Source organism: Rhodococcus sp. 05-2255-1e, from assembly GCF_002259025.1.
Taxonomy (GTDB): domain Bacteria; phylum Actinomycetota; class Actinomycetes; order Mycobacteriales; family Mycobacteriaceae; genus Rhodococcoides; species Rhodococcoides fascians.
This window is the reverse complement of record NZ_NOZE01000005.1, coordinates 1-24930: the sequence shown is the minus strand read 5'-3', so window position 1 is coordinate 24930 and position 24930 is coordinate 1. Positions and strand designations below refer to the sequence as shown.

General features: G+C 64.7%; 28 protein-coding genes. 20 read left to right on the top strand and 8 right to left on the bottom strand.

What is annotated here, in order from left to right:
- Nucleotides 1-17: 17 nt before the first annotated feature.
- Nucleotides 18-1586 carry a TM0106 family RecB-like putative nuclease gene (locus CH262_RS01625; protein WP_032385446.1) on the bottom strand — a complete coding sequence of 523 codons (1569 nt, stop codon included), beginning with the start codon at nt 1584-1586 and terminating at the stop codon, nt 18-20.
- Between the two features lie 215 nt (nt 1587-1801).
- On the opposite strand from CH262_RS01625, the gene CH262_RS01620 reads away from it, so the two are divergent.
- The 9 genes from CH262_RS01620 (at nt 1802) to CH262_RS01580 (ending at nt 9424) form a co-directional block, all read left to right on the top strand.
- A complete protein-coding gene (locus CH262_RS01620) occupies nt 1802-2452 on the top strand; it encodes a DUF6474 family protein (RefSeq protein ID WP_027494864.1) in 651 nt (216 codons plus the stop codon).
- Nucleotides 2453-2468: 16 nt separating this feature from the next.
- Nucleotides 2469-3002, top strand: a complete 534-nt coding sequence (locus tag CH262_RS01615) for a hypothetical protein (protein WP_032381961.1) — start codon at nt 2469-2471, stop codon at nt 3000-3002.
- Between the two features lie 51 nt (nt 3003-3053).
- Nucleotides 3054-3716: a YcnI family copper-binding membrane protein gene (locus CH262_RS01610; protein ID WP_032366718.1), complete on the top strand. Its 663-nt coding sequence runs from the start codon at nt 3054-3056 to the stop codon at nt 3714-3716.
- The gene (locus CH262_RS01605) at nt 3713-4276 is read left to right on the top strand and encodes a copper resistance CopC family protein (protein WP_094716736.1); all 564 of its coding nucleotides are present in this window, start codon (nt 3713-3715) and stop codon (nt 4274-4276) included. The genes CH262_RS01610 and CH262_RS01605 overlap by 4 nt, the downstream gene beginning before the upstream one ends.
- 16 nt (nt 4277-4292) lie before the next feature.
- A complete protein-coding gene (locus CH262_RS01600) occupies nt 4293-5237 on the top strand; it encodes a copper resistance D family protein (protein ID WP_143547041.1) in 945 nt (314 codons plus the stop codon).
- Between the two features lie 35 nt (nt 5238-5272).
- On the top strand, nt 5273-6463 hold the full coding sequence (locus tag CH262_RS01595; protein ID WP_230591051.1) for a DNA cytosine methyltransferase: 1191 nt from the start codon (nt 5273-5275) through the stop codon (nt 6461-6463).
- Nucleotides 6447-7307, top strand: coding sequence for a GIY-YIG nuclease family protein (locus CH262_RS01590; RefSeq protein WP_052056688.1), 861 nt, complete (start codon nt 6447-6449; stop codon nt 7305-7307). The genes CH262_RS01595 and CH262_RS01590 overlap by 17 nt, the downstream gene beginning before the upstream one ends.
- A gap of 24 nt (nt 7308-7331) precedes the next feature.
- On the top strand, nt 7332-8240 hold the full coding sequence (locus CH262_RS01585) for a LysR family transcriptional regulator (RefSeq protein ID WP_032385331.1): 909 nt from the start codon (nt 7332-7334) through the stop codon (nt 8238-8240).
- Between the two features lie 68 nt (nt 8241-8308).
- On the top strand, nt 8309-9424 hold the full coding sequence (locus tag CH262_RS01580; protein ID WP_032385444.1) for a TDT family transporter: 1116 nt from the start codon (nt 8309-8311) through the stop codon (nt 9422-9424).
- A gap of 2 nt (nt 9425-9426) precedes the next feature.
- On the opposite strand, the gene CH262_RS01575 is transcribed toward CH262_RS01580, so the two are convergent.
- Nucleotides 9427-9777, bottom strand: coding sequence for a VOC family protein (locus CH262_RS01575; protein WP_032371721.1), 351 nt, complete (start codon nt 9775-9777; stop codon nt 9427-9429).
- A gap of 226 nt (nt 9778-10003) precedes the next feature.
- Here CH262_RS01575 and CH262_RS01570 point away from each other — a divergent pair, with 226 nt between their 5' ends.
- Nucleotides 10004-10489: a MarR family winged helix-turn-helix transcriptional regulator gene (locus tag CH262_RS01570; protein WP_032385330.1), complete on the top strand. Its 486-nt coding sequence runs from the start codon at nt 10004-10006 to the stop codon at nt 10487-10489.
- A gap of 3 nt (nt 10490-10492) precedes the next feature.
- Complete coding sequence (locus CH262_RS01565; RefSeq protein WP_032385329.1) at nt 10493-12556, top strand: MDR family MFS transporter; 2064 nt, start codon at nt 10493-10495, stop codon at nt 12554-12556.
- Between the two features lie 75 nt (nt 12557-12631).
- Here the strand turns inward: CH262_RS01565 and CH262_RS01560 are convergent, their stop codons facing one another.
- The gene (locus CH262_RS01560; RefSeq protein ID WP_032385328.1) at nt 12632-14185 is read right to left on the bottom strand and encodes a succinic semialdehyde dehydrogenase; all 1554 of its coding nucleotides are present in this window, start codon (nt 14183-14185) and stop codon (nt 12632-12634) included.
- Between the two features lie 156 nt (nt 14186-14341).
- Between CH262_RS01560 and CH262_RS01555 the strand changes: the two genes are divergently transcribed.
- Together CH262_RS01555 and CH262_RS01550 are read left to right on the top strand one after the other, a co-directional pair.
- Nucleotides 14342-15547: a lipase family protein gene (locus tag CH262_RS01555; protein ID WP_032385327.1), complete on the top strand. Its 1206-nt coding sequence runs from the start codon at nt 14342-14344 to the stop codon at nt 15545-15547.
- A gap of 109 nt (nt 15548-15656) precedes the next feature.
- Nucleotides 15657-16409: a MerR family transcriptional regulator gene (locus CH262_RS01550; protein ID WP_032385443.1), complete on the top strand. Its 753-nt coding sequence runs from the start codon at nt 15657-15659 to the stop codon at nt 16407-16409.
- 192 nt (nt 16410-16601) lie between these two features.
- Here the strand turns inward: CH262_RS01550 and CH262_RS01545 are convergent, their stop codons facing one another.
- Complete coding sequence (locus tag CH262_RS01545; RefSeq protein ID WP_230591050.1) at nt 16602-17633, bottom strand: amidohydrolase family protein; 1032 nt, start codon at nt 17631-17633, stop codon at nt 16602-16604.
- Between the two features lie 115 nt (nt 17634-17748).
- On the opposite strand from CH262_RS01545, the gene CH262_RS01540 reads away from it, so the two are divergent.
- Together CH262_RS01540 and rraA are read left to right on the top strand one after the other, a co-directional pair.
- Nucleotides 17749-18132 (top strand): DUF5313 family protein, encoded by a 384-nt coding sequence (locus tag CH262_RS01540; protein ID WP_032385326.1) that lies wholly within the window; start codon nt 17749-17751, stop codon nt 18130-18132.
- Between the two features lie 24 nt (nt 18133-18156).
- Nucleotides 18157-18636, top strand: coding sequence for a ribonuclease E activity regulator RraA (rraA, locus tag CH262_RS01535; RefSeq protein ID WP_027494882.1), 480 nt, complete (start codon nt 18157-18159; stop codon nt 18634-18636).
- Nucleotides 18637-18699: 63 nt separating this feature from the next.
- On the opposite strand, the gene CH262_RS01530 is transcribed toward rraA, so the two are convergent.
- Nucleotides 18700-19539 carry an alpha/beta fold hydrolase gene (locus CH262_RS01530; protein ID WP_032385325.1) on the bottom strand — a complete coding sequence of 280 codons (840 nt, stop codon included), beginning with the start codon at nt 19537-19539 and terminating at the stop codon, nt 18700-18702.
- Nucleotides 19540-19642: 103 nt separating this feature from the next.
- Between CH262_RS01530 and CH262_RS01525 the strand changes: the two genes are divergently transcribed.
- Both CH262_RS01525 and CH262_RS01520 read left to right on the top strand, forming a co-directional pair.
- A complete protein-coding gene (locus CH262_RS01525; protein WP_032366709.1) occupies nt 19643-20203 on the top strand; it encodes a TetR/AcrR family transcriptional regulator in 561 nt (186 codons plus the stop codon).
- A 66-nt stretch (nt 20204-20269) separates the two neighbouring features.
- Nucleotides 20270-21418 (top strand): serine hydrolase domain-containing protein, encoded by a 1149-nt coding sequence (locus CH262_RS01520; protein WP_052056623.1) that lies wholly within the window; start codon nt 20270-20272, stop codon nt 21416-21418.
- Here the strand turns inward: CH262_RS01520 and CH262_RS01515 are convergent, their stop codons facing one another.
- The gene (locus tag CH262_RS01515; protein WP_179274886.1) at nt 21419-22330 is read right to left on the bottom strand and encodes an aminotransferase class IV; all 912 of its coding nucleotides are present in this window, start codon (nt 22328-22330) and stop codon (nt 21419-21421) included.
- A 64-nt stretch (nt 22331-22394) separates the two neighbouring features.
- Between CH262_RS01515 and CH262_RS01510 the strand changes: the two genes are divergently transcribed.
- Together CH262_RS01510 and CH262_RS01505 are read left to right on the top strand one after the other, a co-directional pair.
- Entirely contained in the window at nt 22395-23405 is a 1011-nt protein-coding gene (locus CH262_RS01510) for an aldo/keto reductase (protein WP_052056683.1), read from the top strand.
- Nucleotides 23392-23844 (top strand): GNAT family N-acetyltransferase, encoded by a 453-nt coding sequence (locus CH262_RS01505; RefSeq protein ID WP_052056621.1) that lies wholly within the window; start codon nt 23392-23394, stop codon nt 23842-23844. Before CH262_RS01510 ends, CH262_RS01505 begins: the two co-directional genes overlap by 14 nt.
- On the opposite strand, the gene CH262_RS28385 is transcribed toward CH262_RS01505, so the two are convergent.
- On the bottom strand, nt 23826-24017 hold the full coding sequence (locus CH262_RS28385) for a PLDc N-terminal domain-containing protein (RefSeq protein WP_032371728.1): 192 nt from the start codon (nt 24015-24017) through the stop codon (nt 23826-23828). The two genes, CH262_RS01505 and CH262_RS28385, sit on opposite strands and share 19 nt — an antisense overlap.
- A gap of 113 nt (nt 24018-24130) precedes the next feature.
- On the opposite strand from CH262_RS28385, the gene CH262_RS01495 reads away from it, so the two are divergent.
- Entirely contained in the window at nt 24131-24328 is a 198-nt protein-coding gene (locus CH262_RS01495) for a PLD nuclease N-terminal domain-containing protein (protein ID WP_032366706.1), read from the top strand.
- 4 nt (nt 24329-24332) lie between these two features.
- Here the strand turns inward: CH262_RS01495 and CH262_RS01490 are convergent, their stop codons facing one another.
- Complete coding sequence (locus CH262_RS01490; protein ID WP_052056619.1) at nt 24333-24689, bottom strand: hypothetical protein; 357 nt, start codon at nt 24687-24689, stop codon at nt 24333-24335.
- Nucleotides 24690-24930: the final 241 nt, after the last annotated feature.

Sequence of the window (24930 nt, the reverse complement as noted above, 5' to 3'; positions counted from 1 at the left end):
ACTTCTCGGGCGCGGGGTCACACGCGAGCGCGCAGGTCCGCCACGGTCGGGATCTCGTCCTCGGCGCGGTCGGACATCCACTCGCGCAACACTTTGGTGGCGAGCACATCGTCCTCGTTGTAGACGAGTAGCCGTTCTCGCTGGGTGTGATCGGGATCGGCGTCGTATCCGACGGCCTCGCGGTACCAGCCCATCGACGCCTCGCCGCCGGCTTCCTCGTCGCGCCAGGAGAATCCGGCCACCGGGGCAATCTTCTTCAGCCCCTTGCCGTTCGGGCAGATGAACTGGTCGCTGACGGCCTGATAGATATCCACCCACTGCTCGCTGTCGATGAATTCGCGTATCTGCGCCTCGGTGGGCACTCCGGGGACGTCGGCGAAGCGTCGGGCCGAGTCGAGTAGCCATTTGTCCTCGGCTTGTCTCGAATAGCAATACGCTGCAAACGTTTTGCCGCGAGCCGCGGCATCGGCCCGCGTGTCCATCAACCAGTTCCAGAACACCGCGAACGAGCGTCCCTCGTCGACGGTGGGCAGCGGATCCCACGTGACGAAGCCGCGATACTCCGGCGGCGGTCCGCCTGCCTCGGTGAGGAGCGTGCCCCACAGGTACGCGCCGTGCTCCTGATAGCTCTCCATGTCGACGTCCACCTCCACGTCGGCGCGGTGGACCGTCACGGTCTCCGATCGACGCAGAAGCGGCACGTCGGCGCGCCAGGCCAGCGCCGCGGACACCGCGTCGTCGAAGTTGCCGAAGGGCCACTCCTCGGGAGCCGGACCGGTCCATTGCGCCAGTTCGTCGATCGTCCGCACTCCAGCGCTGCGCAGCACGTCCGCTCGAGATCCCGATGCGACGAGTGAGACGTCGCGGGCCGCCACCAACTGCGGCTTGCAGTCGAACCACCAAGCACACGAACGGCATTCGCTGATCTGCGAGGGAACGGTCACCGCGTCACCGCTCGCGACCGCAAGCCGGTCCGCGAATCGAATGTCGTATTCGTCGAGCGCGGCAGTCAGGTCGTGTACCAACACGCACTCTCCGCGATAACCCACTGCGCCCCCGACCGGGGTAGCCGTGGCCAAGCCCTCGTGGGCGAGCATGCGGTACAGGTGCGCGAGGCGGAGCTGATCGCGCAACTGGCTGCGCACCTTGCGGGTTTCGTCGACGGCCGGAGCCCAGTGCGTGAGCGGGGTGGTGCGCGCGCCGCGCCCGGGGTCGGTCACCTTGTGATTGACGACGATCACCGGAATGTAGCCGCCCGACGCGTCCCGCACGAGAAGCTCGCTCCGTCCGCGGCGGCCGGTATCGCGTTCGAGTGGCAGAACTGCATTCCAGATACGTTCGACGCCTGCGCGGCAGGCCGCGACGGTCGCATCGGCCGCAGCACGGGCCGTGGGCTCGTCGATCTCGGTCCACTGCATGGGGTCGGCCGCTGCCAACTGCGCGCGAATGTTCTCGCGATGCGCCTGGGCCGCCTCTCGGCGTTGCCGCACCCCGGGATTCTCGGGTTCACCGCGCAGGAGCGCCCCGTAAGCGGTGTCGAGATAGAGCCGGTGCCGACATCGCGTCAACGATCCGGCGTCGAGCAGCACAGGTACGTGCGACGCTGCCGCATCTCGTTGACCGTTCACACCGCTAGACATTAGGTGAGCCCTCCGACAGCCGAAGAAGAACAGCTGCCTATCAGGCGGGAGTGGAGCCTGGGGACCGACCCATTAGGCGGGAGTGGAGCCTGGGGACCAACCCATTAGGCTGTGTGGAACGCACCGTTACCGCCTAGCAGCACATGTCAGGAGCCTTGTCGATGGGTCTGTTCCGTAAGCGCAAAGGTCGTGCCACTCGCAAGGCGGAGGCGAAGGCCCTCAAGCACAAGGCCACTCTCGAGGCGAAGCTCGGCGCGAAGAACGAGCGCAAGCAGCTGAAGTCGATCGCCAAGGCGCAGCGCAAGCTCAGCGCGGTGGAGGCAAAGTCGCAGAAGAACGTCGAGAAGGCCCAGGTCTCGGCGTTGCGGGCGCAGCAGAAGGCGGCTGCGGCCGGCACGCTGAACGTGGCACAGATTCGTAAGTATCTCGGTATTGCTCGGCTTCTGCTGCCGGTGCTGGCTCCGATCGCCTACCGCGCTGCCACCGTCGTTCGCGGGCAGCTCGACAACCGCAAGGCGCAGCAGCTGGGTGTCGCACCCGACCAGCTGAGCGAGTACTCGGGCCATGGCGGCAAGCTCAGTGCCCGGATCGCCGGTGCCGAGAAGTCGCTGAGCACCATCGGATCGCGTCATTCGGATCCGGAGACCAAGAGTTTCGGTGCCGCGATCAGCGAGCGTCTCGACGATCTGACCACCGCTGTCCGCGCCGCCGAGCAGATGCCGCCGGCACGCCGCAAGACTGCCCACGCCGCCATTTCCGCTGAGCTCGACGGCATCGAAGCGGACGTGCTCGCTCGCCTCGGCGTGCGCTGATCTCACCGACCATCCGATGACCGACGGCTCTGCTGCACCGCTTCGCGGCGGAGCTGTCGGTACGGTCACCGCCGCGCTGGCGGTTGCTGCGCACGGAATGGCGGGCGGCGGCTATCTCAGCGGATCGGGCCTGGCTCTGCTGATCGTGGTCAGCCTCGGCGTCGGTGCCATGACTGCCGTTCCGCGTCGCTCGACTGTTCTGTTGCCCGCCCTGATGGGTGGCCAACTCCTCGCTCATACCGCACTGAGCCTGAGCGACATGGCCGGCATGTCGGGCTCGTCACACAGCCATTCGCTGCTGCCCAGCGCCGCGATGATCGGCTTTCACGCGGCCGCGTCGCTGGTCGCCGCGCTGTTGATCGCCGCAGCCGAACGTCTCTACGGCCCGATCACATCGATTGTTCGTGCCGTTCTCGCGCTCCTCACTCCCCTGCCCGACGGTTCTGCTGTCGGTCGCGTCCGGTTCTCCGTCGCGATGCCGTCGGTGCACGGTATTGCCCTGGACTGGGCCATTTCTCGTCGTGGGCCTCCGATGTCGATCAGCTCGTAACTCTGATCCGACATCCTCTTTCCACCTCCGTACAGAAATGACCCAACACTCATGAAGAGTTCCATTCCGCGTGCCTTGTTCGTATCCGGTGCCACCGTCGGCGCACTGCTGATCGGCGCAGGCGCAGCCTCCGCCCATGTGGTCGTCTCCGCGCCCGACGCCGCGCAGGGCGGCTACTCGGTCCTGACGTTCCGCGTCCCCACCGAGTCCGACACCGCATCGACCAACTCGGTCAAGGTCACCTTGCCCGGCCTCAATTCTGCTCGCACCCAGCCCATTCCGGGGTGGACGTCCACCGTCGAGAAGGACTCCGCCGATCTCGCCGTGTCGGTGACCTGGACGGCGAATCCCGGTGCCGAGGTCGGTCCGGGCCAGTTCCAGCAGTTCCTGCTCTCCGCGGGGCCGCTGCCCGAGCAGGAAACCGTGTCGTTCCCGGCCACCCAGACCTACACCGACGGTGAGGTCGTGCAGTGGAACGAGCCGATGACCGAGGACGGCAGCGAGCCCGAGTTGCCCGCTCCCACACTGACCCTCGCAGCATCGAGCGGTGACGCGCACGGCGGAGCCCACGCCGAGACGACGGACGCAGCCGAGCAGACGTCCACGTCCTCCTCGGACACCACCGCCCGGTGGATTGCCGGTGCCGGGCTCGTTCTCGGTGCCGTCGGCGCCGGCCTCGGAATCGGTGCAACCGTACGGAGCCGACGCTCGTGAGGGCGCTGACCGTGTCCGCCAAAGCGGTGGTCGTATCGGCGGTGGCCTTGCTGGCACTGCTGGTCGCGGCTCCGATTGCCTCGGCTCATTCGCAGGTCACCGGGTACAGCCCGGCCGACGGCTCCTCGCTCGACGCATCTCCGGCGACGGCATCGGTGACCTTCAACGAGGTGCCGCAGTCGCAGTTCGCCACGCTCAACGTCGTCGGCCCCGACGGCAACATCTGGTCGAAGGGCGATGCACGCATCGAGGGCCAGAGCGTGATCGTCGACGTCGGCGATCTGGGCCCTGCCGGCGAGTACACCCTCGCCTACCGCATCACCTCGGCCGACGGTCATCCGGTGAGCGGCACGGCCACGTTCACGCTGACGCAGGAAGGGTCCGGAACACCCGGGGCACCGGCCGATGCGTCGGGCACCTCGGAAGAGTCCGAGGACGGGTTCCTCGGCGGCTACGGTCCCATCGTGCTGGTCGTGGTTGCGGTCCTCGCCTTCGGCGGAGCATTGGCATTCGCACTGCGTAAGCCGAAAGACCAGCGTAAGCCGAAGAGCGAGAAGTAGATCCGACGTGGCTGCGGTGAGCGAGAGGAGCGTTCGGCTCGTGCTCGCCGCCGCAGCCTCGGCGGTGGTGGGGGTCGCGGCAGCGTTCGCACTGGCGTACCCCACCTTTCCCAGCGGGTCGTCGTGGCTCCGCGTCATCGCTGTCGCGTCGGGTTCGGTGGTGTTGGGGTTCGGAATTCTCGCTGTCCTGGACGGTAATTCCGCATCTCGACGCCCCGCCCTCGACTCGCTGGTGATGTGGCGGTCGATCGGGTTCCTGTCGGGTCTGTGGGCGGTGGCCGAGTTCGTCCTGTTGGCAGCGGCCGCAGCCGAGGCCGAGGGCCGAGCAGTGACGGCGCTGTCGCCGAGTGCATTTGCGGCCTTCGTCGCGTCGATCTCCGTCGGTCGACTCGGCGCGACGACGGTGCTCCTCGCGCTCGTTCTGTGCGCCATGGGCGTTCTCGGATATCGACGAGACGCATCCTGGTCCCCGGTTCCCGTGGTCACGTCGGCGGCGCTGGCCCTGGTCGCGCGACCGATCACCGGACACATGTCGCAATTCGCATTCGGGTCCATTGCCGTTGCCGTGCATGTGGTGTGCGCCTCGGTGTGGCTCGGTGTGCTCGGCGCGATGGCGCTGAGTCTGCGGACCAAGACAGCCTGGGCGACGCTTTTACCGGCCTACTCCCGGATCGCGCTGTGGTGCGTCGTCGGGGTGACCCTGACGGGCGTATTCGACGCGGTACTGAAGTTGGAGAGCCCGGCGGCTGCGATCGAGACTGGTTACGGCCGAATCGTTCTCGCCAAAGTCGTGATGACCGTGATCCTGGTGGCCCTGGCATCTCGGATCCGCCGCACGTGGTTGCCGACCGCCACTGCGCACCGCTCCACGGCGGACTACTCGGTGGGACGAGCTGCCGCTCATGTCTGTCTGCTGACGGTGGCGTTCGGACTGGCGGCGGCGTTGGCGACCACGGCCTAAGCGAGTCTGTCGGGGCTCTGTACTAGCCTGAGTGCATGCCGAAGTTGACTGTGGTGCCGGGTGGTTCCTCGGTGTCCGCGCGCGATCGGATTCCCACGGTCGCCGAGTTCTTCGCCGGTATCGGTTTGGTGCGAATGGGCTTGGAGCAGGCCGGTTTCGAGGTGTGCTGGGCCAACGACATCGAGCGCGACAAGCACCACATGTATCGCCAACACTTCGGTGACGACGCGGCCCATTTCCAGCTCGGGGATGTCGCCAGCACGCGCGGCGGCGATCTGCCGGACGGTCTGTCGTTGGCATGGGCGTCGTTTCCGTGCACCGATCTGTCGTTGGCCGGGGGCCGGGCCGGTCTCGCGGGCAAGAACTCCTCGACATTTCGGCACTTCACTCGGGTGTTGGACGAAATGGGTGACGGTCGTCCCGAGGTGGTCGCGCTGGAGAACGTCGTCGGTCTGGCCACCAGTCATGGGGGCGACGATCTGGCGGCTGCGGTCCGTGAGCTCAACGAACTCGGCTATTCGGTGGACGTCCTCACCATCGATGCTCGACGGTTCGTCCCGCAGTCCCGTCCTCGTTTGTTCCTGATCGGTGCGCAACATCCGCCGGAGGATGCCCGCGATCCCAACAGTGAACTGCGTCCGGATTGGTTGCAGGCGGTCTACGGCGATTCGACGCTGTCGACGCATCGGGCTCCGCTGCCCAGCCCGCCGATCCCATTGACCAGTGGTCTCGGCGATCTGGTCGAGCGGATGGATTATCGCGACGAGCGCTGGTGGGATGCAGACCGCACCGACGCGTTCGTACGCTCGTTGTCTCCGATTCAGTTGCAGCGCATCGAGATTCTGAAGAAGGCGCGCAAGGTCAGTTACCGTACCGCCTACCGTCGTACCCGCAACGGCGTCGCGGTGTGGGAGGCCCGCCCCGACGACATCTCCGGCTGCCTGCGTACTGCGCGCGGTGGGTCGTCGAAGCAGGCGGTGGTCAAGATCGGCCACGGCCGGTTGCAGGTGCGCTGGATGACGCCTCTCGAGTACGCCCGCTTGATGGGAGCCGGCGGCTACACGCTCGGCGGTCTGCGAAACAACCAGGCGCTCTTCGGTTTCGGTGATGCGGTGTGCGTTCCGGTGGTCGCGTGGCTGGCGGAGCACTACCTGATGCCCCTGGTGAACGGGACACTCGGTTCCATCGCGCCGAATGGAACTGCTGCGCATGTCCAGTCACGGTAAGTCCTCGCTGCGGGCGTCGGCGGTCGCGCCGCGCAAGAGCAGTCTGCCTGCGGACGATGTGCAGTCATTTCGAGCTGCACTGCGAGAAGTGCTGAGCGAGAAGGACGATCGAGGGCGCGTCTGGTCGGCGGCCAAGTGGGGCGTGTATGCGTTCTACGACTACGACGGCGAGCCGATCTACGTGGGGCAGACCAAGGAGAAGCTCAGCGTTCGGGTGCAGCGGCATCTGACCAATCAGCGGACCGACGCCGTCGCGATGCGAGTGCTGGACGTGTTCGAGGTCGCGGAGATCGAGATCTGGCCGCTCTGGCAGTACGAGGACCTCAAGAAGTCCGACGGCGCAGAACAATTCCGCACAGCTGAACGAGACTTGAATGCCCACGAGTACACGGCGTACCTCGAGGCCATCGACAGGTCGCGTCACAAGGCGATCCTGAACGAGAAGATCCCGCCGGTCTCCGAGCCCATCACTCTGCCTGCGTCACTGCGGCGGTCGCTGATCTCCGAGCAGACCCGAATAGAGCGCGGTCACCCCGACATTCGGATCGCGCGACGCGCGGAGACCATCTCCCGATTGGCTGCGGTCACTCGCGAGCGCGGTGAGGTGTCCGAGGGTCTGCGACGCGTCCTGGTGGTGCAGGCCGTGCGGCTGGCGTATTTGTCTGCGGAGCGACTCGCCTTCGTCGAGGGTCACCCCATTCCCGATCCCGCGGCCATCGACGTCACCGCCCTGGTGGGTTCGGTGCTGCACGAACGTAGCGATCCCGAGGATCCAGACGACCCCGGAGACCCAGAGGACCTACCCGAGTCCGACGCCGAGCTGGACCTGTTCAGCGACTTCTGACTCCCGTCGCCGTAGGCTCGACCTGTGCCGCTTCCCCCTCACGTTGCCGATCTCACCAGCATCGATTTGTTGCTGTCGGTGGCAGAGCTCGGCAGCATCGGCCGTGCCGGACACGCCCACGGCATGTCGCAGCCCGCGGCAAGTTCTCGCATTCGCGCGCTGGAGCGTCGCGTCGGAGCGCCGTTGTTCAAGCGGGGCGCACGCGGAACGGTGCTGACCGAGTTCGGCGAGCTGGTCGCGAGTTGGGCAGCGCCGGTCGTCCGGTCGGCCGAGGACTTGGCGACGGCGATCGCCACGCTGCACGCCGAGCGCATCGGCCACCTGCAGATCGCGGCCAGTCAGACTGTCGCCGAGTACCTTCTACCGCGATGGCTGGTCACACTGCACACGACGCTGCCCCAGATCGTGCCCACGCTGAGCTCGGGCAATTCGGCGGTGGTCGCCGCGACGGTGCTCGCCGGAGACGCAGACCTGGGGTTCATCGAAAACCCCAGTGTCCAGGCCGAACTCACGTACCGCACCGTCGCAACCGACGAACTGGTTCTCGTCGTGGCACCCGGACATCCGTGGGCACACACTGCACCGTCGACCGAGCAGGTAGTCGAGACGGCGCTGGTCACCCGCGAGGCCGGGTCGGGAACCAGGTCCGTGTACGAGAGTGCGGTTGCTGCAGCAGGTTTCGGCCCGCCCACGACTCCTCTGCTGGAAGTGTCGTCGACGACGGCCATCAAGTCAGCTGTGGCGGCGGGGATCGGCGGTGCCGTCCTCAGTTCACTGGCCGTCGCGACGGAGCTGGCGGCGGGCAGTCTGATCGGAGTGCCGCTCCCCGATCTGTCCCTGCACAGAGACTTGCGCGCGATCTGGCGATCGGGCCGTGAGCCCAGCGGCCCGGCCGCGGAACTTCTGACGGTCGCTGGGTCCATCCAGTCATAATCTTCAGTTATGGCTGGCTAGCGAATTGCTGTCTACCGGACGTGGGCCGCGTCGCGCACAGTGAAGTCATGACCGTCCTCGAGTCCGTCTCGTATGCACCCCGGCTGTCGCGCAGGCGGACCGTCGAGCACATCACCCCCAACTGGTTCGCCGCCGTCATGGGAACCGGCATCGTCGCCACCGCGGCCGCCACACTGCCCGTCGACCTTCCTGCGTTGCGCGTCTTCGCCGTCGTCGTCTGGGTGCTCGCTGCGGGTGCACTCGTAGTGATCGGCGCGGCGTTCGTGCGGCACTGGATCGGTTACCGCGCACGCGCAGTCGACTACGCGCAGCACCCGGTGATGATGCAGTTCTACGGCGCACCGCCCATGGCCTTGCTCACCGTCGGTGCCGGGGCCGACCTGCTCGGCGGAGACCTCGTCGGTCCCACGGCGGCCACGGCACTGTTCGCAGTCCTCTGGGTCGTCGGCACGATCACCGGCCTGCTCACCAGCGTCGCGGTGCCGTTTCGCATGATTACGGCCGGTCCCCGAGAGCAGGTCACGGCATTGCCGGCGTGGTTGATGCCCGTCGTTCCGCCGATGGTCTCGGCGTCGACCGGCGCATTGTTGCTTCCCCACCTGCCCGACGGCCAGTGGCGGTTGGCGCTGCTGTGCGCGTGCTACGCGATGTTCGGGCTGTCGCTGATCGTCGGAATGCTCACCATGACGTTGATCTACGGACGCCTGCTGCACGGCGGTCTGCCGTGCGTCGACGCGGCTCCGACGGTCTGGATCACGCTGGGGTTGATCGGCCAGTCGGTCACGGCGGCCAATCTGCTGGGCACCGATGCAGCGACGGTGTTCACCGAGACACAGTCGTCGATCGCCGTCGGGCTGCACGTGGTCGGGATCGGCTACGGACTGATCATGGGCGGATTCGGCGCGCTGATGTTCGCGCTGGCCACTGCGCTGACAGTGCACGCGGCACGGAGGAGGTTGAGCTTCTCACTGACGTGGTGGTCGTTCACGTTCCCGATCGGCACCTGCGTCACCGGAGCGACCGCACTGGGCAATGCCCTCGATTTCGGCGCGGTCCGTGCCCTTGCCGTACTGCTGTACGTCGTACTCGTGACGGCCTGGATCACTGTCGCTACTCGAACCCTCCGAGGCGTGTGGCGAGGAAAACTGCTGCAGCCCAGCTGATCTCACATGTGCGCGAGCACGTTCACCACGTTGCCGCCTGCGTCTCGGAAGAAGAATCGGCGCACGCCCCACTCCTCGTTGGTGATCTCGTACACGATCTCGAAATTCGCATCTACCGCGGCGCGGTAGGCCGCGTCGACGTCGTCCACTTCGAGAGACGCCGACGGATTCACCGGGCCGGTGGGGTCGACGGTGATCAGACTCAGTTGCGCGGTGCTGTCTCCCGGTGACGCAAGTGTGGCGATCCAACCGTGGTTCATCACCACCTCCATGCCGGTGACCTGGACATACGCGTCCAGCGCCGCATCGAGATCGGTGACCGTGAGCAGGGGCATCGCGCGCACAACGTCCATGTTCGGACTGTATCGCCCTCCCCTGGGCCCCAGATCGGCTCCCCAGCTTCGGATTTGTGCCGCCGATCGCAGGCTGGAATCCAGATCGGGGGAGCCGATCCCCCACCACGGCCCCACCTCGCCACGACGCTGTGACCCACCAGACAGGAATATTGTTTGCTTAGCGCATGTATGTATATATATGGTTGCAGACAGCAAGTAAATCGAACTCAGCGTTGGAGTACTCATGGCAGTTCAATCCACGACAGCGGAATCGCTCGTCGAAGAGGTTTTCCTCTTCGGGCGCACGCTGAAGCGGGCCGTGACCACCGGAGTCGAGGATTCACCGTTGCCGCAGGCGCTGACCGGAGTTCTGGCCATCCTCGCGACAGAGGGTGAATGCAGACAGACCGACCTCGCCAGCAGGCTCTGCGTCAGCCAGTCCGCCCTCAGCCGGCAGATCGCGGACCTCGTCGAACTCGGCTACATCGATCGGCATCCCGATCCGGACGACAGAAGAGCGTCCCGGGTCTGCGTGTCGGACGACGGCCAGGCTCGACTGAAACAGATTTGGGACAGGCGAGCTCGTCGCCTGGCAGAGATGTTGAGCGAGTGGAGTGAAACCGAAGCACTGGATGCTCTCGATTCCATCCGCAAGCTCAACGACACGTTCACCGAAGACGCCCACGCCCAGCACCAGGACGTGGCCCGCATTGAATTGATTGCGAGATAAGACATGACCACCACATCCGCGGAGAATCCGCCGAATCAGGCAGTCGCCGATCCCGATGCGATGACGCATCGCCAGATCCTCGAAGCCCTCACCGGTCTGCTGGCCGCGCTGTTCACCGCGCTGCTGAGCACCACCATCGTCTCGACCGCACTGCCGACCATCATCGGTGACCTGAAGGGTTCGCAGACCGCGTACGCCTGGGTCATCACCACCGCACTGCTGGCCAACGCCGCGTCGACGCCCATCTGGGGCAAGCTCGCCGACCTGTTCAACAAGAAGGTCCTGGTCCAGAGCTCGATTCTGATCTTCGTCGCGGGCTCGCTCATCGCCGGCTTCGCGCACAACGTTCCGGTGCTGCTCGCCGCACGTGTGGTGCAGGGCATCGGCATGGGTGGCCTGACGGCACTCGTCATCGCCATCATCGGAACCATCGTCTCCCCGCGTGATCGTGGCCGCTACTCCGGTTACACCGGTGCCGTCATGGCCGTATCGATGTCCGGTGGCCCCATCCTCGGCGGCGTCATCGTCGACAGCCCCCTCGGGTGGCGCTGGTGCTTCTTCGTCTGCGTCCCGTTGGCTGTCATCGCCCTCGGCCTGCTGCAGAAGACGCTGCACATCAAGACCGTCCGCAAGGACAACGTCTCCATCGACTGGCTCGGCGCACTTCTGCTGACCGCAGGCGTGTCCGTTCTCCTCGTGTGGGTTTCGTTCGCAGGCAAGGCCGACTACTACGCCTGGATCTCTCGTGAGACCGCGTACCTCGTCGGCGGCGGAGTTGCGCTGCTCGTCCTGACGATCATCGTCGAGGCTCGACACAAGTCGCCGATCATCCCGCTCAAGATCGTCACCGAGCGCACCACCGGCCTGGCCATCATCGCGTCCATCGCGGTCGGCGTCGGCCTCTTCGGAGCCACCACGTTCCTCGGCCAGTACTTCCAGACTGCTCGCGGCTACACCCCCACCGAAGCTGGATTGCTCTCCATCCCACTGGTGTTCGGCATGCTCGTCGCCTCCGTGGGCTCCGGTCAGCTGATCACCAAGTTCGGTCAGTGGAAGCCGTTCATCGTCACCGGCTCCATCTTGCTGGTCATCGGATTCCTGCTGCTGGGCACCATCGACCACGCCACCAGCCTGGTGACGGTCGGCATCTTCATCACCATCGTCGGTCTCGGTACCGGCATGCTGATGCAGAATCTCGTTCTCGCAGTGCAGAACACGGTCAGTGTGCAGAACGTCGGTGCAGCATCGTCGACGGTTGCCTTCTTCCGTACCTTCGGCGGAGCGATCGGCGTCTCGGTTCTCGGTTCGCTGCTGGCAACCCGGGTCGCCGAGAAGTCGGCAGCCGGTCTGGCGCAGCTCGGTGTGGACGGTTCGGCCGGAGGCGGCGGATCGCTCGACCTCACGGCACTGCCGGCTCCGATCGTCAGCGTCATCCGCACCGCATACGGCGACGCGACCGGACGCATCTTCATGATCGCCGGCTTCGTTGCGATCGTCACGCTCATCGCAGTGGTCTTCATCCCGAACCGCCCGCTGCGCAAGACGATCGACATCGCGTCGGCACCGGCGCAGGGACCCGTCGCCGATCTGGACAAGACCGATCTGGACCAGAACGATCTCGACGGTGCTGCTCAGGCACAGCCCGAGCGTCGGGAGCAGCTCGCCGAGATCCCGTCCTTCGGGGCGACTCAGGATTACGTCGGAGCGCAGTACGGCAACGAACGGCGCTTCGAGCGTCGCAACGAAGGTCGCCACGAGGCTCAGCCGGGTCAGCGTCCCTTCGATGGACTGAGCACCGATGCCCGTGATCGACTGCTCACGCTGCTGCTGCCCCAGCCCGAGGACACGTTGACCGCACTCGACGAGGCCGAGGCCATTCGCGCCGAGGTGATCGAGCTGCAACAGGAGCTCGACGCCAAGATGCTCGACTTCGATGCAGTGTGCGAGCGACTCCGCCGACTCGGACTCAGCGAGCAGCAGGTGGCTCGGGTGTTGGGAGACAACCACATTCCCGACAGCCACAATCACTACGCCAACGCCGGACTGAACGGCCACAGCGTCAACTGATCTGCCACAGAACAGCGAAAGGCCCCGCACACCCGAAAGGGAGTGCGGGGCCTTTTCTCGTCCGTCTACCGACTACTACCGGCCGGGTATGTACTTCAGCGCTTTGACGAAGGGAGGCATGATCTTTGCCCACAGCTTCGGCGGAAGTCCGCGCGGTCCACCGAGATTGAGCAGGCGGGTCGTCGCGATGGTCTGTGGCTCGGTGTACTTGAGCAGTCCCTCGTTTCCGTGCCTGCGGCCCATGCCGGAGACGCCCATTCCGCCCATCGGTGCACCGGTGGTGCCCCACGTCGGCGCGTAGCCCTCGTCGACGTTGACCGTGCCCGCGTGCAGACGTGCCGCAATGGCCTCGCCCTGAGCCTTCGTCTTGGCCCAGACACTTGCGTTCAATCCGTAGTCGGTGTCGTTGGCCTTCGCAATGGCTTCGTCGACGTCCGCGACGGGGTAGATCGACACCAACGGCCCGAAGGTTTCGGTCGCCGCACACTCCATGTCCTCGGTGACGTTCGTCAGCAACGTCGGCTCGTAGAACAGCGGGCCGATGTCGGGACGCGCCTTGCCGCCCGCGACGACCGTCGCGCCCTTGACCTTGGCGTCGTCGACGTGCGCCGAGACCGTCTTGATCTGGTCCTCGGAGATGAGGCTGCCCATTTCGATGCCGAACTCGTAATCGGCACCCACGGTCATGTTGCGTACCCGCTGGCCGAACTTCTCGGTGAACTCGGCGGCGATCGACTTCTCGACGTAGATGCGCTCGATGGAGATGCAGAGCTGACCGGAGTTGGAGAAGCAGGCGCGCACTGCCGCGTCGGATACTTCCCGCAGGTTGGCGCCCTTGGCGACGATCATGGCGTTCTTGCCGCCGAGCTCGGCGGAGAAACCGATGAGTCGACGCCCCGCCTGCTCGGCCAGGAGCTGACCGGTGGCCGTGGAGCCGGTGAACATGACGTATTCGGTGTTCTCGACGATTGCGGTGCCCACCACCGAGCCGGGGCCGGGGACCACGGCGAACAGGTCGCGGGGCAGACCGGCCTTGTAGAGCAGCTCGACGCAGGCCAGCGCGCAGTACGGCGTCTGGCTGTCGGGCTTGAGCACGACGCCGTTACCGGCCAGCAGCGCCGGAATGGCGTCGGACACCGCGAGAGTCATCGGGTAGTTCCACGGCGAGATGATTCCGACGACGCCCTTGGGCTGGTACCGAACGCGAGTCTTGGTCAGCACGGGAAGCATGCCGGTGACCTTCTTCGGGGCCAGCAGCTTGGCGGCGGTGCGTGCGTAGTGCCGCGAGGTCATCGAGATGTCGAGGACTTCCTCGAGGGCGGCGGCGCGGGACTTGCCCGTCTCGGCCTGCGCCATGTCCATGAGCTCGTCGCGGTGCGCGAGCACCAGGTCGCGGTAGCGGTGGAAGATCTCTGCGCGCTCGGAGACCGGACGCTTGGCCCAGACCGCCTGGGCGGTGCGGACGCGCGCGATCGCAGCCAGGGCATCTGCAGCCGTACCGACCGGAATGGTCGCCAGCTCCTTACCGGTGAACACCTCGGTGATCGTCTTGGTGGGACGCGAGTCCGCGTCGGGAATGGCGATGAGATCAGCGAGCCGGGAAAAGGTCGCAGTGGACGGAGCAGGCATTTTTGCATCCCTACTGATGAGTAGTGTTCGGAGTAACAGACAACCTACCTGGTCTTCGGCTCAGTTCACAGGGCCGATGTTCCCTGGCCCTGTGGCACGATGGGCGGTGGTCTACTCCGACGTCGGGGCGTTCGGAAGCAACAGGGTGGGGAATCCATGCGCAAGGCACTAGTTCTGGCCGGAGCAGCAGCACTGATGGTGGCATTCGCGGGGTCTGCGCAGGCAGATCCGGTCCAAGATTTCATTGCTCCGCCGAGCGATCCGGCTGCGTATCTCCCCTCGTCACTCGGCGATCCGTGGTTCGATCCGCCGGCGGGATACGAGAATCTCGTGCCCGGCACTGTCCTCGCTCGACGCGATGTCGCGGTGACGCCCGAGGCCTCGTCCGTCCAATTGCTCTTCCGCTCCACCGATTCGAAGAATCGTCCCATCGCAGCGGCGACGACGGTGCTGACTCCCACTGCGCCGTGGACCGGTGGTGGAGATCGCCCCGTCATCGCATACAACGAGGCGACGGATTCACTCGGGAACACGTGCGCGCCGTCGTACACCCTCCCGCGGGGCAACAACAAAGAGATCGATCAGGTCCGGATCCTCCTCGGCCGCGGTTACACCGTGGTGATGACGGATTATCAGGGGCCGCGTCAGGCGTATTCGGCCGGTCTCGTGTCGGGGCACACCGTGCTCGACGGTCTGCGTGCCTCCCGGACTGCAGGCGTGAGCGCGGATGCACCCATCGGCATCACCGGATATTCCGGCGGTGCGATCGCCTCGGGCTGGGCGGCGCAGTTGGCACCCGAGTACGCACCCGAGCTGAACATCGCCGGAGTCGCGTTCGGCGGTCCGCCCACCGATTACAAGATTCTGCAGACGTCGTTGAACGGTCAGATCGGGTCGGGCTTGTTCACTGCGGCGACGATCGGACTGTCCCGGGAGTACCCGGAGATGCGGCAGCTCGCCAACGACAACGGCAAGCGACTGGCGCTGGCACAGAAGGATCAATGCGTGGATGTGTTGTCCTACAGCGGACTACTGCTGTTGGACCAGCGAAATCTCTCCAACGTCCCGGACGTCTTCGCGCATCCGATCACCACGGCCGTCGTCGAGGAAAACCGCATGGGCCAGACGAAGCCGGACGCGCCGGTGTACATCTACCAGGGCCTGCAGGACTTCCTCATTCCCAAAGAAGGTGCCGAGGCCGTGCAGGATCAGTGGTGCGCGGCCGGGGCGTCGGTCCGACTCGAAGAGATTCCCGGGGATCATTCGCTGGCCCAGACCAACGGCCGTCCCGGTGCCTACGATTGGTTGGCACAACGCCTGGCCGGAGTACCCACCTCGGGTTGCGAACGTGTGATTCGCTAGAGGTCCATAACGAATCGTTCTTCGTCTTGACCCTCACGCCACGGGAGGCAGCACAGTGTCCTTCGTGAGTGATTCGTCCGCGAACAGTTCGGTTGACGTCCAGGTCGGCATGCAGGTCGGCGCGGTCTCGAAGTTGGTGGGTGTCAGCGTCAGAACGCTGCATCACTACGACGAGATCGCGTTGGTGGTGCCGTCGGGCAGAACCCCCAAGGGCTATCGGACGTACTCGTCGGCCGATGTCGAACGGCTGCATCAGGTACTGACCTACCGCGAGCTCGGGTTCCCGCTCGAGGTCATTGCAGCGTTGCTCGACGACCCGGCCGTCGACGCGATGGCGCATCTGCGGCGGCAGCGCGACCTGCTCGGCGAGCGGATCGACCACTTGCACGCAATGGCTGCGGCCGTGGACAAGATGATGGAGGCGAAGAAGATGGGTATGCAATTGACTCCCGAGGAGCAGCGAGAGATCTTCGGCGACAACTGGCCCGGCGAGGAATACGCCGAGGAGGCCGAGCAGCGCTGGGGCGAAACCGACGAGTGGAAGCAGTCGCAGCAGCGTACGGCGTCGTTCACCAAGGACGATTGGAAGGCCGTCAAGGAAGAGACGGACCTCCTCGAAGCCGATCTCGCTGCCGCGATGCAGCGGGGTGTGTCGCCGAATTCCCCCGAAGCCGGGGTACTGGCCGAGCGTCATCGCGCGTCGATCGAGCGGTACTACGACTGCGGTTACGAGATGCAGGTGAACCTGGCGGAGATGTACATCGCCGACGAGCGATTTGCCAAGCACTACAACGGTATCGCCGACGGTTTGGCGCAGTATCTCCGTGACGTCATCGTCGCGAACGCCGCTCGTCAGAGCTGACGCGTCTCGATCCGCACCCCTTTTCGGAATCCGCACCCCCTGCAGGAGGTGCGGATTCCGACCCGGGGCGTAGATGTCCGGGCGAACGCTGCTCGTCAGGGTTGACGCGAGCGGCAAGCGGCATTCATCTGCCAATCCCAGTGCTCTGAGAACGGTTGTAGTGCTTGTGCTTTCATCGAACTCCCGTACGGATCAGACACTCAACAGACTGCGGGCATTGTCGGATGTGACGGCGCGCCAGTTCTCCAGTCCACCGTCCGCGGCACCGGCGTCGAGTGATCGCAGTTGTTCTTGCACCGCGCCGATCGGGGTGAAGCAGAAGTCGCTGCCGTAGACCAGACGATCGGGTCCGACCGCCGACAGCAACGCCGGCAGCTGCCGCGGAACCGGCGTACCGGCGAGGTCGAACCACAAGCGCTGCAGTACATTCGGCGTCGACGGGGTACCGAGACCGACCTGCGTCCGGAAGAAGTCGACCCGATCTGCCAACAGCGGCAGCACTCCGCCGCCATGAGTGAACACCCAACGGATCTGAGGGAACCGATCGACCACGCCCAGCAGAATCAAGTCGATGACGGTTCGCGCTGTGTCGAAGAGGAATTCGACCATCGGAGCGGGCCTACCGAGCGCTACCGCAGCTGCATTCGGCGGCGAGGTGGGATGCACGAAGACCACCGCCGAACGCGCATCGAGCGCCGCGAGCAACGGCGTAAGCATGGCGTTGCCGAGATACATGCCGCCGGCGTTCGACATCACGGTGACCCCGTCGGCACCGAGCTGATCGAGAGCCCGAATGGCCTCGACCGTCGAGTCGACGACGTTCGGAAGGGGCAGCGACGCAAAGAATCCGAGGCGTGGCTGACCCTGGACAACTCCGACTCCGAAGTCATTGACCCGTCGGGCCAGATCGGAAGCCTGGCCGTCGTTGCCGAAGTGCACCCCAGGGCTCGACACGGACAGGATCGCCCTGTCGATCCCACACCGGTCCATCATCTGCAGATGCTCGGTCACCGACCAGGACGGCCACTTCGGCATGCCGTCGGGAAAGACGATGCCGGACGCGAGCGCTTCCCGCAGGTAGAAGTCGGGGACCATGTGCGAGTGCACGTCCACTACTCCCCCGGCGGCAGGCGTCGGTGACGCCGACGCGGTCGCTGCGGACAAGGCGACTCCCGAGAGCGTGGCTGCACCGAGCGCGCCGAGCAAGGTTCTGCGGTCGATCACGGTCCACGTCCTTGTCGTCGACACCACCCGGTCCGAACTGACGCTATCGTCACATATGAGAATATTCGCAGTCAACGGTGACTTGTACCAACTGATGTAGGACTAGCATGGCGCGATGACGACCGAACGTACGAAGCCCAGTCCTGTGCAATTTTTGGGGTACTCGTTCGGTCGGGTCCTGCCCCCGTCGATGCAAGATTGGGTCCGAAACGACCTCGTCGGCAACGGTGCCCAGGTGCGCTACCTGGCTCGATTCACGGTTCCCGTCATCCCGTTGCTGCTGCTGTTCCTGCTGATTCCCGGCCCACTGTGGATGTCGCTGGCGATGATGGCGTTGCTGTTCATTCCGCTGGTGTACTTCGCGATAGCGCTGATGAACGTATATCGGCGGCACCGGTTGCTGATTCACGGCCTCGATCCCCAGTTGATCAACGCCAAGGCGCAGAGCCGTGTCGACCGCACCCGGGACGACTACGAGCGACGTCACGGCCGCGGCTGACGATCGGACGTTAGTCTTCTGCGCATGACTTCACCTGTGGAATTCAAAGCAACCGCTGATCTGGCCGACGAGATCGGTCCCGACATCCGCAGCTGCGACACCCAGTTCATCCAGTTCGGCAAGCACACCGAGTTCGCCGGACCCATCACCACCATCCGCTGCTTCCAGGACAACTTGCTGGTCAAGCAGACGTTGAGCGAGCCCGGCAACGGCGGCGTTCTCGTGGTCGACGGCGACGCCAGCATCCACACCGCGCTGGTCGGCGACATCATCGCCGGGCGGGGTGTCGACAACGGCTGGGCAGGCGTCATCGTCAACGGCGCTGTGCGGGACTCGGCGATTCTGCGCACCCTCGACATCGGCGTCAAGGCATTGGGGACGAACCCACGCAAGAGCACGCAGACGGGATCAGGCGAGAAGAACGTGCCGGTGACCTTCGGCGGCGTCACCTTCACCCCCGGCGAGATCGTCTACAGCGATCACGACGGAGTGGTCGCGGTCTGATCCGACGCGAAAGGGACGGCCGCGGTGCCGTCCCTTTCTTTTGCGTCTTGTACGACGTCGGTGCTACTTCACGAACGCGAGAAGCGCGTCGTTCACTTCCTGGAAGTGTGTCCACAGCAGTCCGTGTGGTGCGCCCTCGACCTCGACGTACGTCGCCTCGGGGAACGCCTCGTGGAACGGACGTCCCGTCGAATCGATCGGCAAGATGTTGTCGGCCGTGCCGTGCAGGATCAGCGTCGGCTTGCCCGATTCGCGCACCTTCTCCACATCACCGCGGAAGTCCTCGAGCCAAGTGGGCACGACGGCATAGGCCGCGACGGGTGCGCTGGTGGTGGCGGTGTTCCAGCTGGCGCGCACGGTGGCCTCGCTGATGCGGCTGCCGAGGTTTTCGTCGAGGTTGTAAAAGTCCTTGTAGAAGTTCTCGAACCAGGTGAAACGATCCTCGCGCGCTGCGGTCTCGATGCCGTCGAACACCGACTGCGGAACGCCGGTGGGGTTGTCGTCGGTCTGTAGCAGGAACGGCTCGAGCGAGGCGAGAAACGCGAACTTGGCGACGCGATCGGTGCCGTACTTCGCGGCATACCGAGCCAGTTCACCTGTGCCCATGGAGAATCCGACGAGGATGACGTCGTTCAGGTCGAGCTCGGTGAGCACCTTGTCCAGGTCTGCAGCGAAGGTGTCGTAGTTGTAGCCGACGGTGGGCTTGCTCGACTGCCCGAATCCACGGCGGTCGTAGGTGATGACGCGGTAGCCGGCATCGAGCAGCGCACGCGACTGGCGCTCCCACGAGTTGCCGTCGAGCGGGTAGCCGTGGATGAGCACAACCGGCTGGCCGGAGCCGTGATCCTCGTAGTAGACCTCGACGGGGGTGGAGTTCTCGGTTCCGACGTTGATGTACGCCATGATCCTGCCTTCCTGTGTCCTGAGCATCGAGCGGGAGAACGGTCGTTCTCTCCGTGTGTGGACTACTGTAGAGAACGTTGGTTCTCTCGGCAAGGGGTAAGCGATGACCAGTACGGAAATCGGACGGGCACAGGTGGTGAACGCCGCGGACGAACTGTTCTATGCGCGCGGCATCCAGGCCGTCGGCATGGATGAGCTGCGCACCGCAGCGGGAATCTCCCTCAAACGCATGTACACACTGTTTCCGTCCAAGACGGCCATCGTGGCCGAGGTCCTCCGTGGCCGCACTGCCCAGTGGAACGACGGGATCCGCGCCGAGGCGGATCGACACGACACACCGCGCGGAAAGTTGTTGTCCATCTTCGACTTCCTGGATCGATGGTTCCGAGAGGACGACTTTCGCGGGTGCGCGTTCATCAACTCCTTCGGCGAACTGGGCGCAACCATGCCCGAGGTCGCCGACGCCGCGCATCAGCACAAGAAACGTTTCATCGAGTACGTCACCGCCTTGGCCGTCGAAGACGGATGCGAGCCGACCGTCGGTCTGCAAATCGCACTTCTCGCCGAGGGTGCTCAAACCACCGCCGCCATCACCGAACTGGCCGAATCCGCCTCTGCAGCAAAGACTGCGGCCGAGGTTCTGTTGAATTCGAGCGCGAAGTGACCGGCATCGCGGATCACTGACATTTGACACTGAAATTGTCCGATTCGGGACGTTAGTGTCGAATCCATGAGCAAGCTACGAGTCCTCGCCGCCCTCACCGTCTCGACGCCCCTGCTGGTCAGTGGATGCACGTCGTCCGACGAGCCCTCAGCCGTGCAGGCGACCTCTACGACGACGTCGAGTGGGAGCATCAGGACCGACGACGTCCAGGCGGCTCTGGACGCCCTGGTCGATGCAGGGTCCGTCGCCGCCGTCGCGCAGGTGCGCGACGGCGAGGATTCCTGGTCGGGAGCGGCAGGACTCGTCGAGCGTGATGGCACCGAGCCGGCGGGTGCCGACGATCCGGTGCGCATTGCAAGCGTCACCAAGTCGATGGTCGCGGCGGTGGTGCTGCAGCTCGTCGACGAGGGAAAACTGCAGCTCGATCAGCGGGTCGACGAACTCCTTCCGGGCCTGCTGTCCAAGTCCGTCACCGTCCGACAACTGCTCGACCATACGAGCGGAATACCCGACTACCTCACCGGACTCGATACGGCGCAGCAGATCGCTTCTCGCGCCGATGATTCCGTCACCGATGATGAGCTGATCTCGAAGGCGTCGGCCATGCCGTGGACAAGTGAACCGGGCCAGGAGTTCAGCTACTCGAACACCAACTACGTTCTACTCGGGCGGATCGTGGCCGATCTCGATGGGAAGCCCGTCGGACAGTCGTTGCAGGACAGGATCATCGAACCTCTGCAGATGACCGACACCACTTACCCCACCGACGCCGATATCGCCGGCGATGCACTGCACGGCTACGTGCTGGAGAACGGGATCTACACCGACGTCACCGAATACGACGCGAGTATCTGGTCTGCCGCTGCTGCAGTGGTCTCCACCGTAGAGGACATGAACACGTTCTTTCGTGCTTTGTTCGACGGCACACTGCTACCTCGCAACATAGTCGACGACATGCAGGTGGTCAGCCCCTCCGGCTACGGCCTCGGATTGCTGCTGGGAATCGACGCCTGCGATCCAGAGTCCGGTGAGCTGGTGTTCGGCCAGCGCGGCAACGGCTTCGGATATCGCACGTTCCAGTTCTCGAGTCCCGACGGCAGCCGTCAGGTGTCACTGGCCTGGACCACAGCCGCGCCGACCCCGGGCACCGATCCGCTGCTACAACCCGCATCCGAAGCACTGATCGCCGGACTGGCATCGACCTGCCCGGCGTAGCTAGAGGGTCGTCACCCAGCCGTGCACTTCGTCGCTCGTGAGTGCAGCCTGGTGACGCTTCCGCAGAGTGAGAGTCGCCGGTCCGGTTTCCTTAGTTCCTATTGCGCGGCCGTCGATTTCGTATACCGGGGCAACCCCGGCCGACGTGCCACACACGAAGACCTCGTCGGCGATGTACAGCTCGGTGAGGTCGACCGTGCGTTCCTGAACCGTCATTCCTTCTTCGCGCGCCAACGTCAGGAGCATTCGACGGTTGATGCCATCGAGAATGTCGCTGGTGACGTCGGGTGTGACGAGCACTCCGTTCCGGACGAGGAAGATGTTGGCGGCACTGAGCTCGCAGACGTGTCCGTTGATGTCGAGGAAAATGCAGTCGTCGAAACCGCTGTCGATCGCATCCTGTTTCGCCAGAACGGAATTGACGTATGCTCCGTTGACCTTCGCGCGCGACGGGATCGCATAGTCGGGGATGCGACGCCACACACTGGTCTTCAACCTCATACCGTTTTGCGGCACAATGGGATTGGCGTCATAGAGGAAGATCGACACTGTCGTGTGCAGGCCACGGACCCGTGTTCCGGGAATGGACTCGTCGACGTGGACGGTTGCCCGCACGTACACCTCGTCGGTCGGGACGTTGGCGGCGATGACGTCGCGTGTCGCCTGTACGAACCGCTCGAAACTCCACTGTGACGCGAAGGTGTCGATGCCGATGATCTTGCAGGACTCGACGAGTCGCTGGTAGTGATCGAGCAACCGGAAAGCGGTGCGTCGATCTCCGTCCACCTGCACCGGAAACACGGTGTAGACACTCAGGCCGTAGAGGACGGCCGAGGTCGCGACCCCGAGTGTCGCGTCCTTCGCATCGACCAGTCTGTCGCCGAAATACACCTTCGAGTGCGGGAGTGCCATGCGGCGATGCTAGTCGCCCGGTGAGTCCAAGCGACAACGCATTTACTTCTCTATGGTCGAGTACATGAGCGAACGCACAGTACCCTGGCCACCCCTTGGTCGTTCCGCAGGCTCCACCCCCGCCCGCACCCTCTGGAACGACGGCCCCGAGGTGGGTGCCATCGGCTTGGGCTGCATGGGAATGACCTGGGCATACAAGGCAGACGACCGAACGGAGTCCCCCGATCGCGTCATCGGGCACGCCCTGGACCTGGGTGTGAACTTCATCGACACCGCCGATGTGTACGGACCGTTCACCAACGAGGAAGTCGTCGGCGCAGCCATCGGCAGTCGACGCGACGAGGTGGTGCTCGCGACCAAGGGCGGATTGACCTCCCACATCGGCGACGCCGGAGAGCCGGTCATTTCCGGCCCCAACGGCAAGCCCGAGCATCTGCGGTCTGCCATCGACGATTCGCTCCGACGGTTGGGCGTCGACCACATCGATCTGTATTACCTGCACCGTCCCGATCCTGAGGTCGACGTCGAAGACAGTATCGGCGCGATGGCGGAGGCCGTGCAGGCCGGAAAGGTTCGCGCACTGGGTGTTTCGGAGTTCACCGTCGAGCAGCTCGATCGGGCTCAGCGGGTGCATCCGATATCCGCTGTGCAGTCGGAGTTGTCGTTGTGGACACGCGACCACCTGGCCACGTCGCTGAAGTGGACGCAAGACAACGGTGCGGCATTCGTGCCGTTCTCGCCGCTGGGCCGAGGGTTTCTGACGGGCAACTTCCGCGGAACCGTACCCGCTGCAGATGATTTCCGCTCTCGACTGCCGCGTTTCAGTCACGACAACCTCGATGCGAACCTCGTCATCGTCGACGCCATCGCGGCCATCGCCGACGAGCTCGGTGCGACGCCTGCGCAGGTGGCCCTGGCATGGGTGCTGGCGCAGGGAGAGCACGTGGTGCCGATTCCCGGCACTCGCCGCACTTCACGTCTGGACGAGAACGCCGGTGCCGCCTCGCTCACGTTGAGCTCCGAGCACCTCGCCGCACTCGACACGTTGCCCGAGCCCGCTGGTGGCCGGTATTGAGATAGCGCAGGTCGATCCGTCGACGGATCGGTTGTCGGCCGAGAAAATCCTGGCCGTACAGAGGAGTGCGTACGCTGTCGAGGCCGAGCTCATCGGCGACGACCGCATCCCACTACTGCACGAGTCGGTGGATGATCTGTGTGCAGCACAGGTCCACTGGCTCGTCGCGCGCGATCTGGACGAAATCCTCAGTGCCGCAGCGTGGTCCGGATCCGAGATCGACCGTCTGGTGGTGGCTCCGCACGCACATCGCCAGGGCATCGGTCGCGGTTTGGTTACCGCGGCACTGAATTACATTGCCGGAGAACGTGTGCTGGTGGCTACCGGGCGAGACAATGCCCCGGCCCGTCGCCTGTACGAGTCACTCGGCTTCGTGCACAGCCAGAATCAAGAGGTGTTGCCGGGACTGTGGCTGTCCCGCTACGAACTCAACCGTTGATCTGTATCGGGCTTACGCGGGCGAGCGACGAACCATATCAGTGCGCCTGAGATGGGCATCAGCAACACGAGCAGACACCACCAGAACGCGGATCCCCGACGAGCCTGATTGCTCCGAAGAATCGACACCCATGCGACACCGACGAGTAGCAGCCACAACACGATCCCAGCCATCCATGCGAGATCGAACCATAACGGCAGAGCCGGGTTACCGTCAGCATCCATGGTCTTCCGACTCCTTTCACCTCAGGGCAAGACTAGCCACGACGCAGGCATAAGGTGCGACCATGACTTCTGCCGGCGGCGCGATTGCATTGGCTCTCTTCGGCATTGCTCTCGTGTCGATCGTCCGTGACACAGGCTCCAACTGGCTCATCAAGCTGGCATGGGTAGTGGTGACACTGATCCTGCCCATCGTCGGCCCGATCCTGTGGTTCGCAGTCGGGAAGCGCTATCCGTATGGGGTGAACGGCGGCAACAGCTGAGAGTTCAGTGTCCAGTCGCATTGCGTAGGTCGATGTTGATCAGATGGCTTACCTGGTCGCGGAGCCATTCAACCGTCTGCGGGTTGGGGGCGGGTGTGTGGGCCAACAGCGTCCAGCGAAGTCGGGTTGCTGCGGTCAGATCGAACTGCACCAGGATGTCGGGAAGACTCGGCCACGGCGAGCTCCACACCACGCGGTCGAACTCACTACTCTCGACGATGCGCGGCAGAGCGGCACCCTCGAACATCACCGGCCAGGCGAACCCTTGATTCTTCGGATGCACATCTGGGCGCATCAGTGCCTTCCAGACGAAGAAGACCGGCGGCGACAACTCCGCAGTCCTGCTGGCGAGAACCATCATGGGGTCACCGTACGCGGGCGCCGACTCGGGAGCCCTCCTATTTTTCGCGCACGCCGGTGCGGTCGGTCGCGATGTACTGACAACAGACAGAGCTGTGCCCTGACGCTTGTGTGGGTCGTCAGGCGGGTTGTCGTGGTTCTTCGTCGCCTGTGTCGCTGTGGTGGTCGGGTGGGTAGAGCACTTCTTCGGGGTGGTGTGCGTGGTTGATCAGCCCACGGCGTGTGGGGTCCATCCCTGTTGG

Excerpts from the sequence above, each read along its gene's own strand:
- CH262_RS01620 (WP_027494864.1), top strand. The coding sequence starts at position 1,802 with ATGGGTCTGTTCCGTAAGCGCAAAGGTCGTGCCACTCGCAAGGCGGAG.
- CH262_RS01615 (WP_032381961.1), top strand. The coding sequence starts at position 2,469 with ATGACCGACGGCTCTGCTGCACCGCTTCGCGGCGGAGCTGTCGGTACG.
- CH262_RS01610 (WP_032366718.1), top strand. The coding sequence starts at position 3,054 with ATGAAGAGTTCCATTCCGCGTGCCTTGTTCGTATCCGGTGCCACCGTC.
- CH262_RS01595 (WP_230591051.1), top strand. The coding sequence starts at position 5,273 with ATGCCGAAGTTGACTGTGGTGCCGGGTGGTTCCTCGGTGTCCGCGCGC.
- CH262_RS01590 (WP_052056688.1), top strand. The coding sequence starts at position 6,447 with ATGTCCAGTCACGGTAAGTCCTCGCTGCGGGCGTCGGCGGTCGCGCCG.
- CH262_RS01580 (WP_032385444.1), top strand. The coding sequence starts at position 8,309 with ATGACCGTCCTCGAGTCCGTCTCGTATGCACCCCGGCTGTCGCGCAGG.
- CH262_RS01575 (WP_032371721.1), bottom strand. The coding sequence starts at position 9,777 with ATGGACGTTGTGCGCGCGATGCCCCTGCTCACGGTCACCGATCTCGAT.
- CH262_RS01570 (WP_032385330.1), top strand. The coding sequence starts at position 10,004 with ATGGCAGTTCAATCCACGACAGCGGAATCGCTCGTCGAAGAGGTTTTC.
- CH262_RS01565 (WP_032385329.1), top strand. The coding sequence starts at position 10,493 with ATGACCACCACATCCGCGGAGAATCCGCCGAATCAGGCAGTCGCCGAT.
- CH262_RS01560 (WP_032385328.1), bottom strand. The coding sequence starts at position 14,185 with ATGCCTGCTCCGTCCACTGCGACCTTTTCCCGGCTCGCTGATCTCATC.
- CH262_RS01555 (WP_032385327.1), top strand. The coding sequence starts at position 14,342 with ATGCGCAAGGCACTAGTTCTGGCCGGAGCAGCAGCACTGATGGTGGCA.
- CH262_RS01550 (WP_032385443.1), top strand. The coding sequence starts at position 15,657 with ATGCAGGTCGGCGCGGTCTCGAAGTTGGTGGGTGTCAGCGTCAGAACG.
- CH262_RS01540 (WP_032385326.1), top strand. The coding sequence starts at position 17,749 with ATGACGACCGAACGTACGAAGCCCAGTCCTGTGCAATTTTTGGGGTAC.
- rraA (WP_027494882.1), top strand. The coding sequence starts at position 18,157 with ATGACTTCACCTGTGGAATTCAAAGCAACCGCTGATCTGGCCGACGAG.
- CH262_RS01530 (WP_032385325.1), bottom strand. The coding sequence starts at position 19,539 with ATGGCGTACATCAACGTCGGAACCGAGAACTCCACCCCCGTCGAGGTC.
- CH262_RS01525 (WP_032366709.1), top strand. The coding sequence starts at position 19,643 with ATGACCAGTACGGAAATCGGACGGGCACAGGTGGTGAACGCCGCGGAC.
- CH262_RS01520 (WP_052056623.1), top strand. The coding sequence starts at position 20,270 with ATGAGCAAGCTACGAGTCCTCGCCGCCCTCACCGTCTCGACGCCCCTG.
- CH262_RS01515 (WP_179274886.1), bottom strand. The coding sequence starts at position 22,330 with ATGGCACTCCCGCACTCGAAGGTGTATTTCGGCGACAGACTGGTCGAT.
- CH262_RS01510 (WP_052056683.1), top strand. The coding sequence starts at position 22,395 with ATGAGCGAACGCACAGTACCCTGGCCACCCCTTGGTCGTTCCGCAGGC.
- CH262_RS28385 (WP_032371728.1), bottom strand. The coding sequence starts at position 24,017 with ATGGCTGGGATCGTGTTGTGGCTGCTACTCGTCGGTGTCGCATGGGTG.
- CH262_RS01495 (WP_032366706.1), top strand. The coding sequence starts at position 24,131 with ATGACTTCTGCCGGCGGCGCGATTGCATTGGCTCTCTTCGGCATTGCT.
- CH262_RS01490 (WP_052056619.1), bottom strand. The coding sequence starts at position 24,689 with ATGATGGTTCTCGCCAGCAGGACTGCGGAGTTGTCGCCGCCGGTCTTC.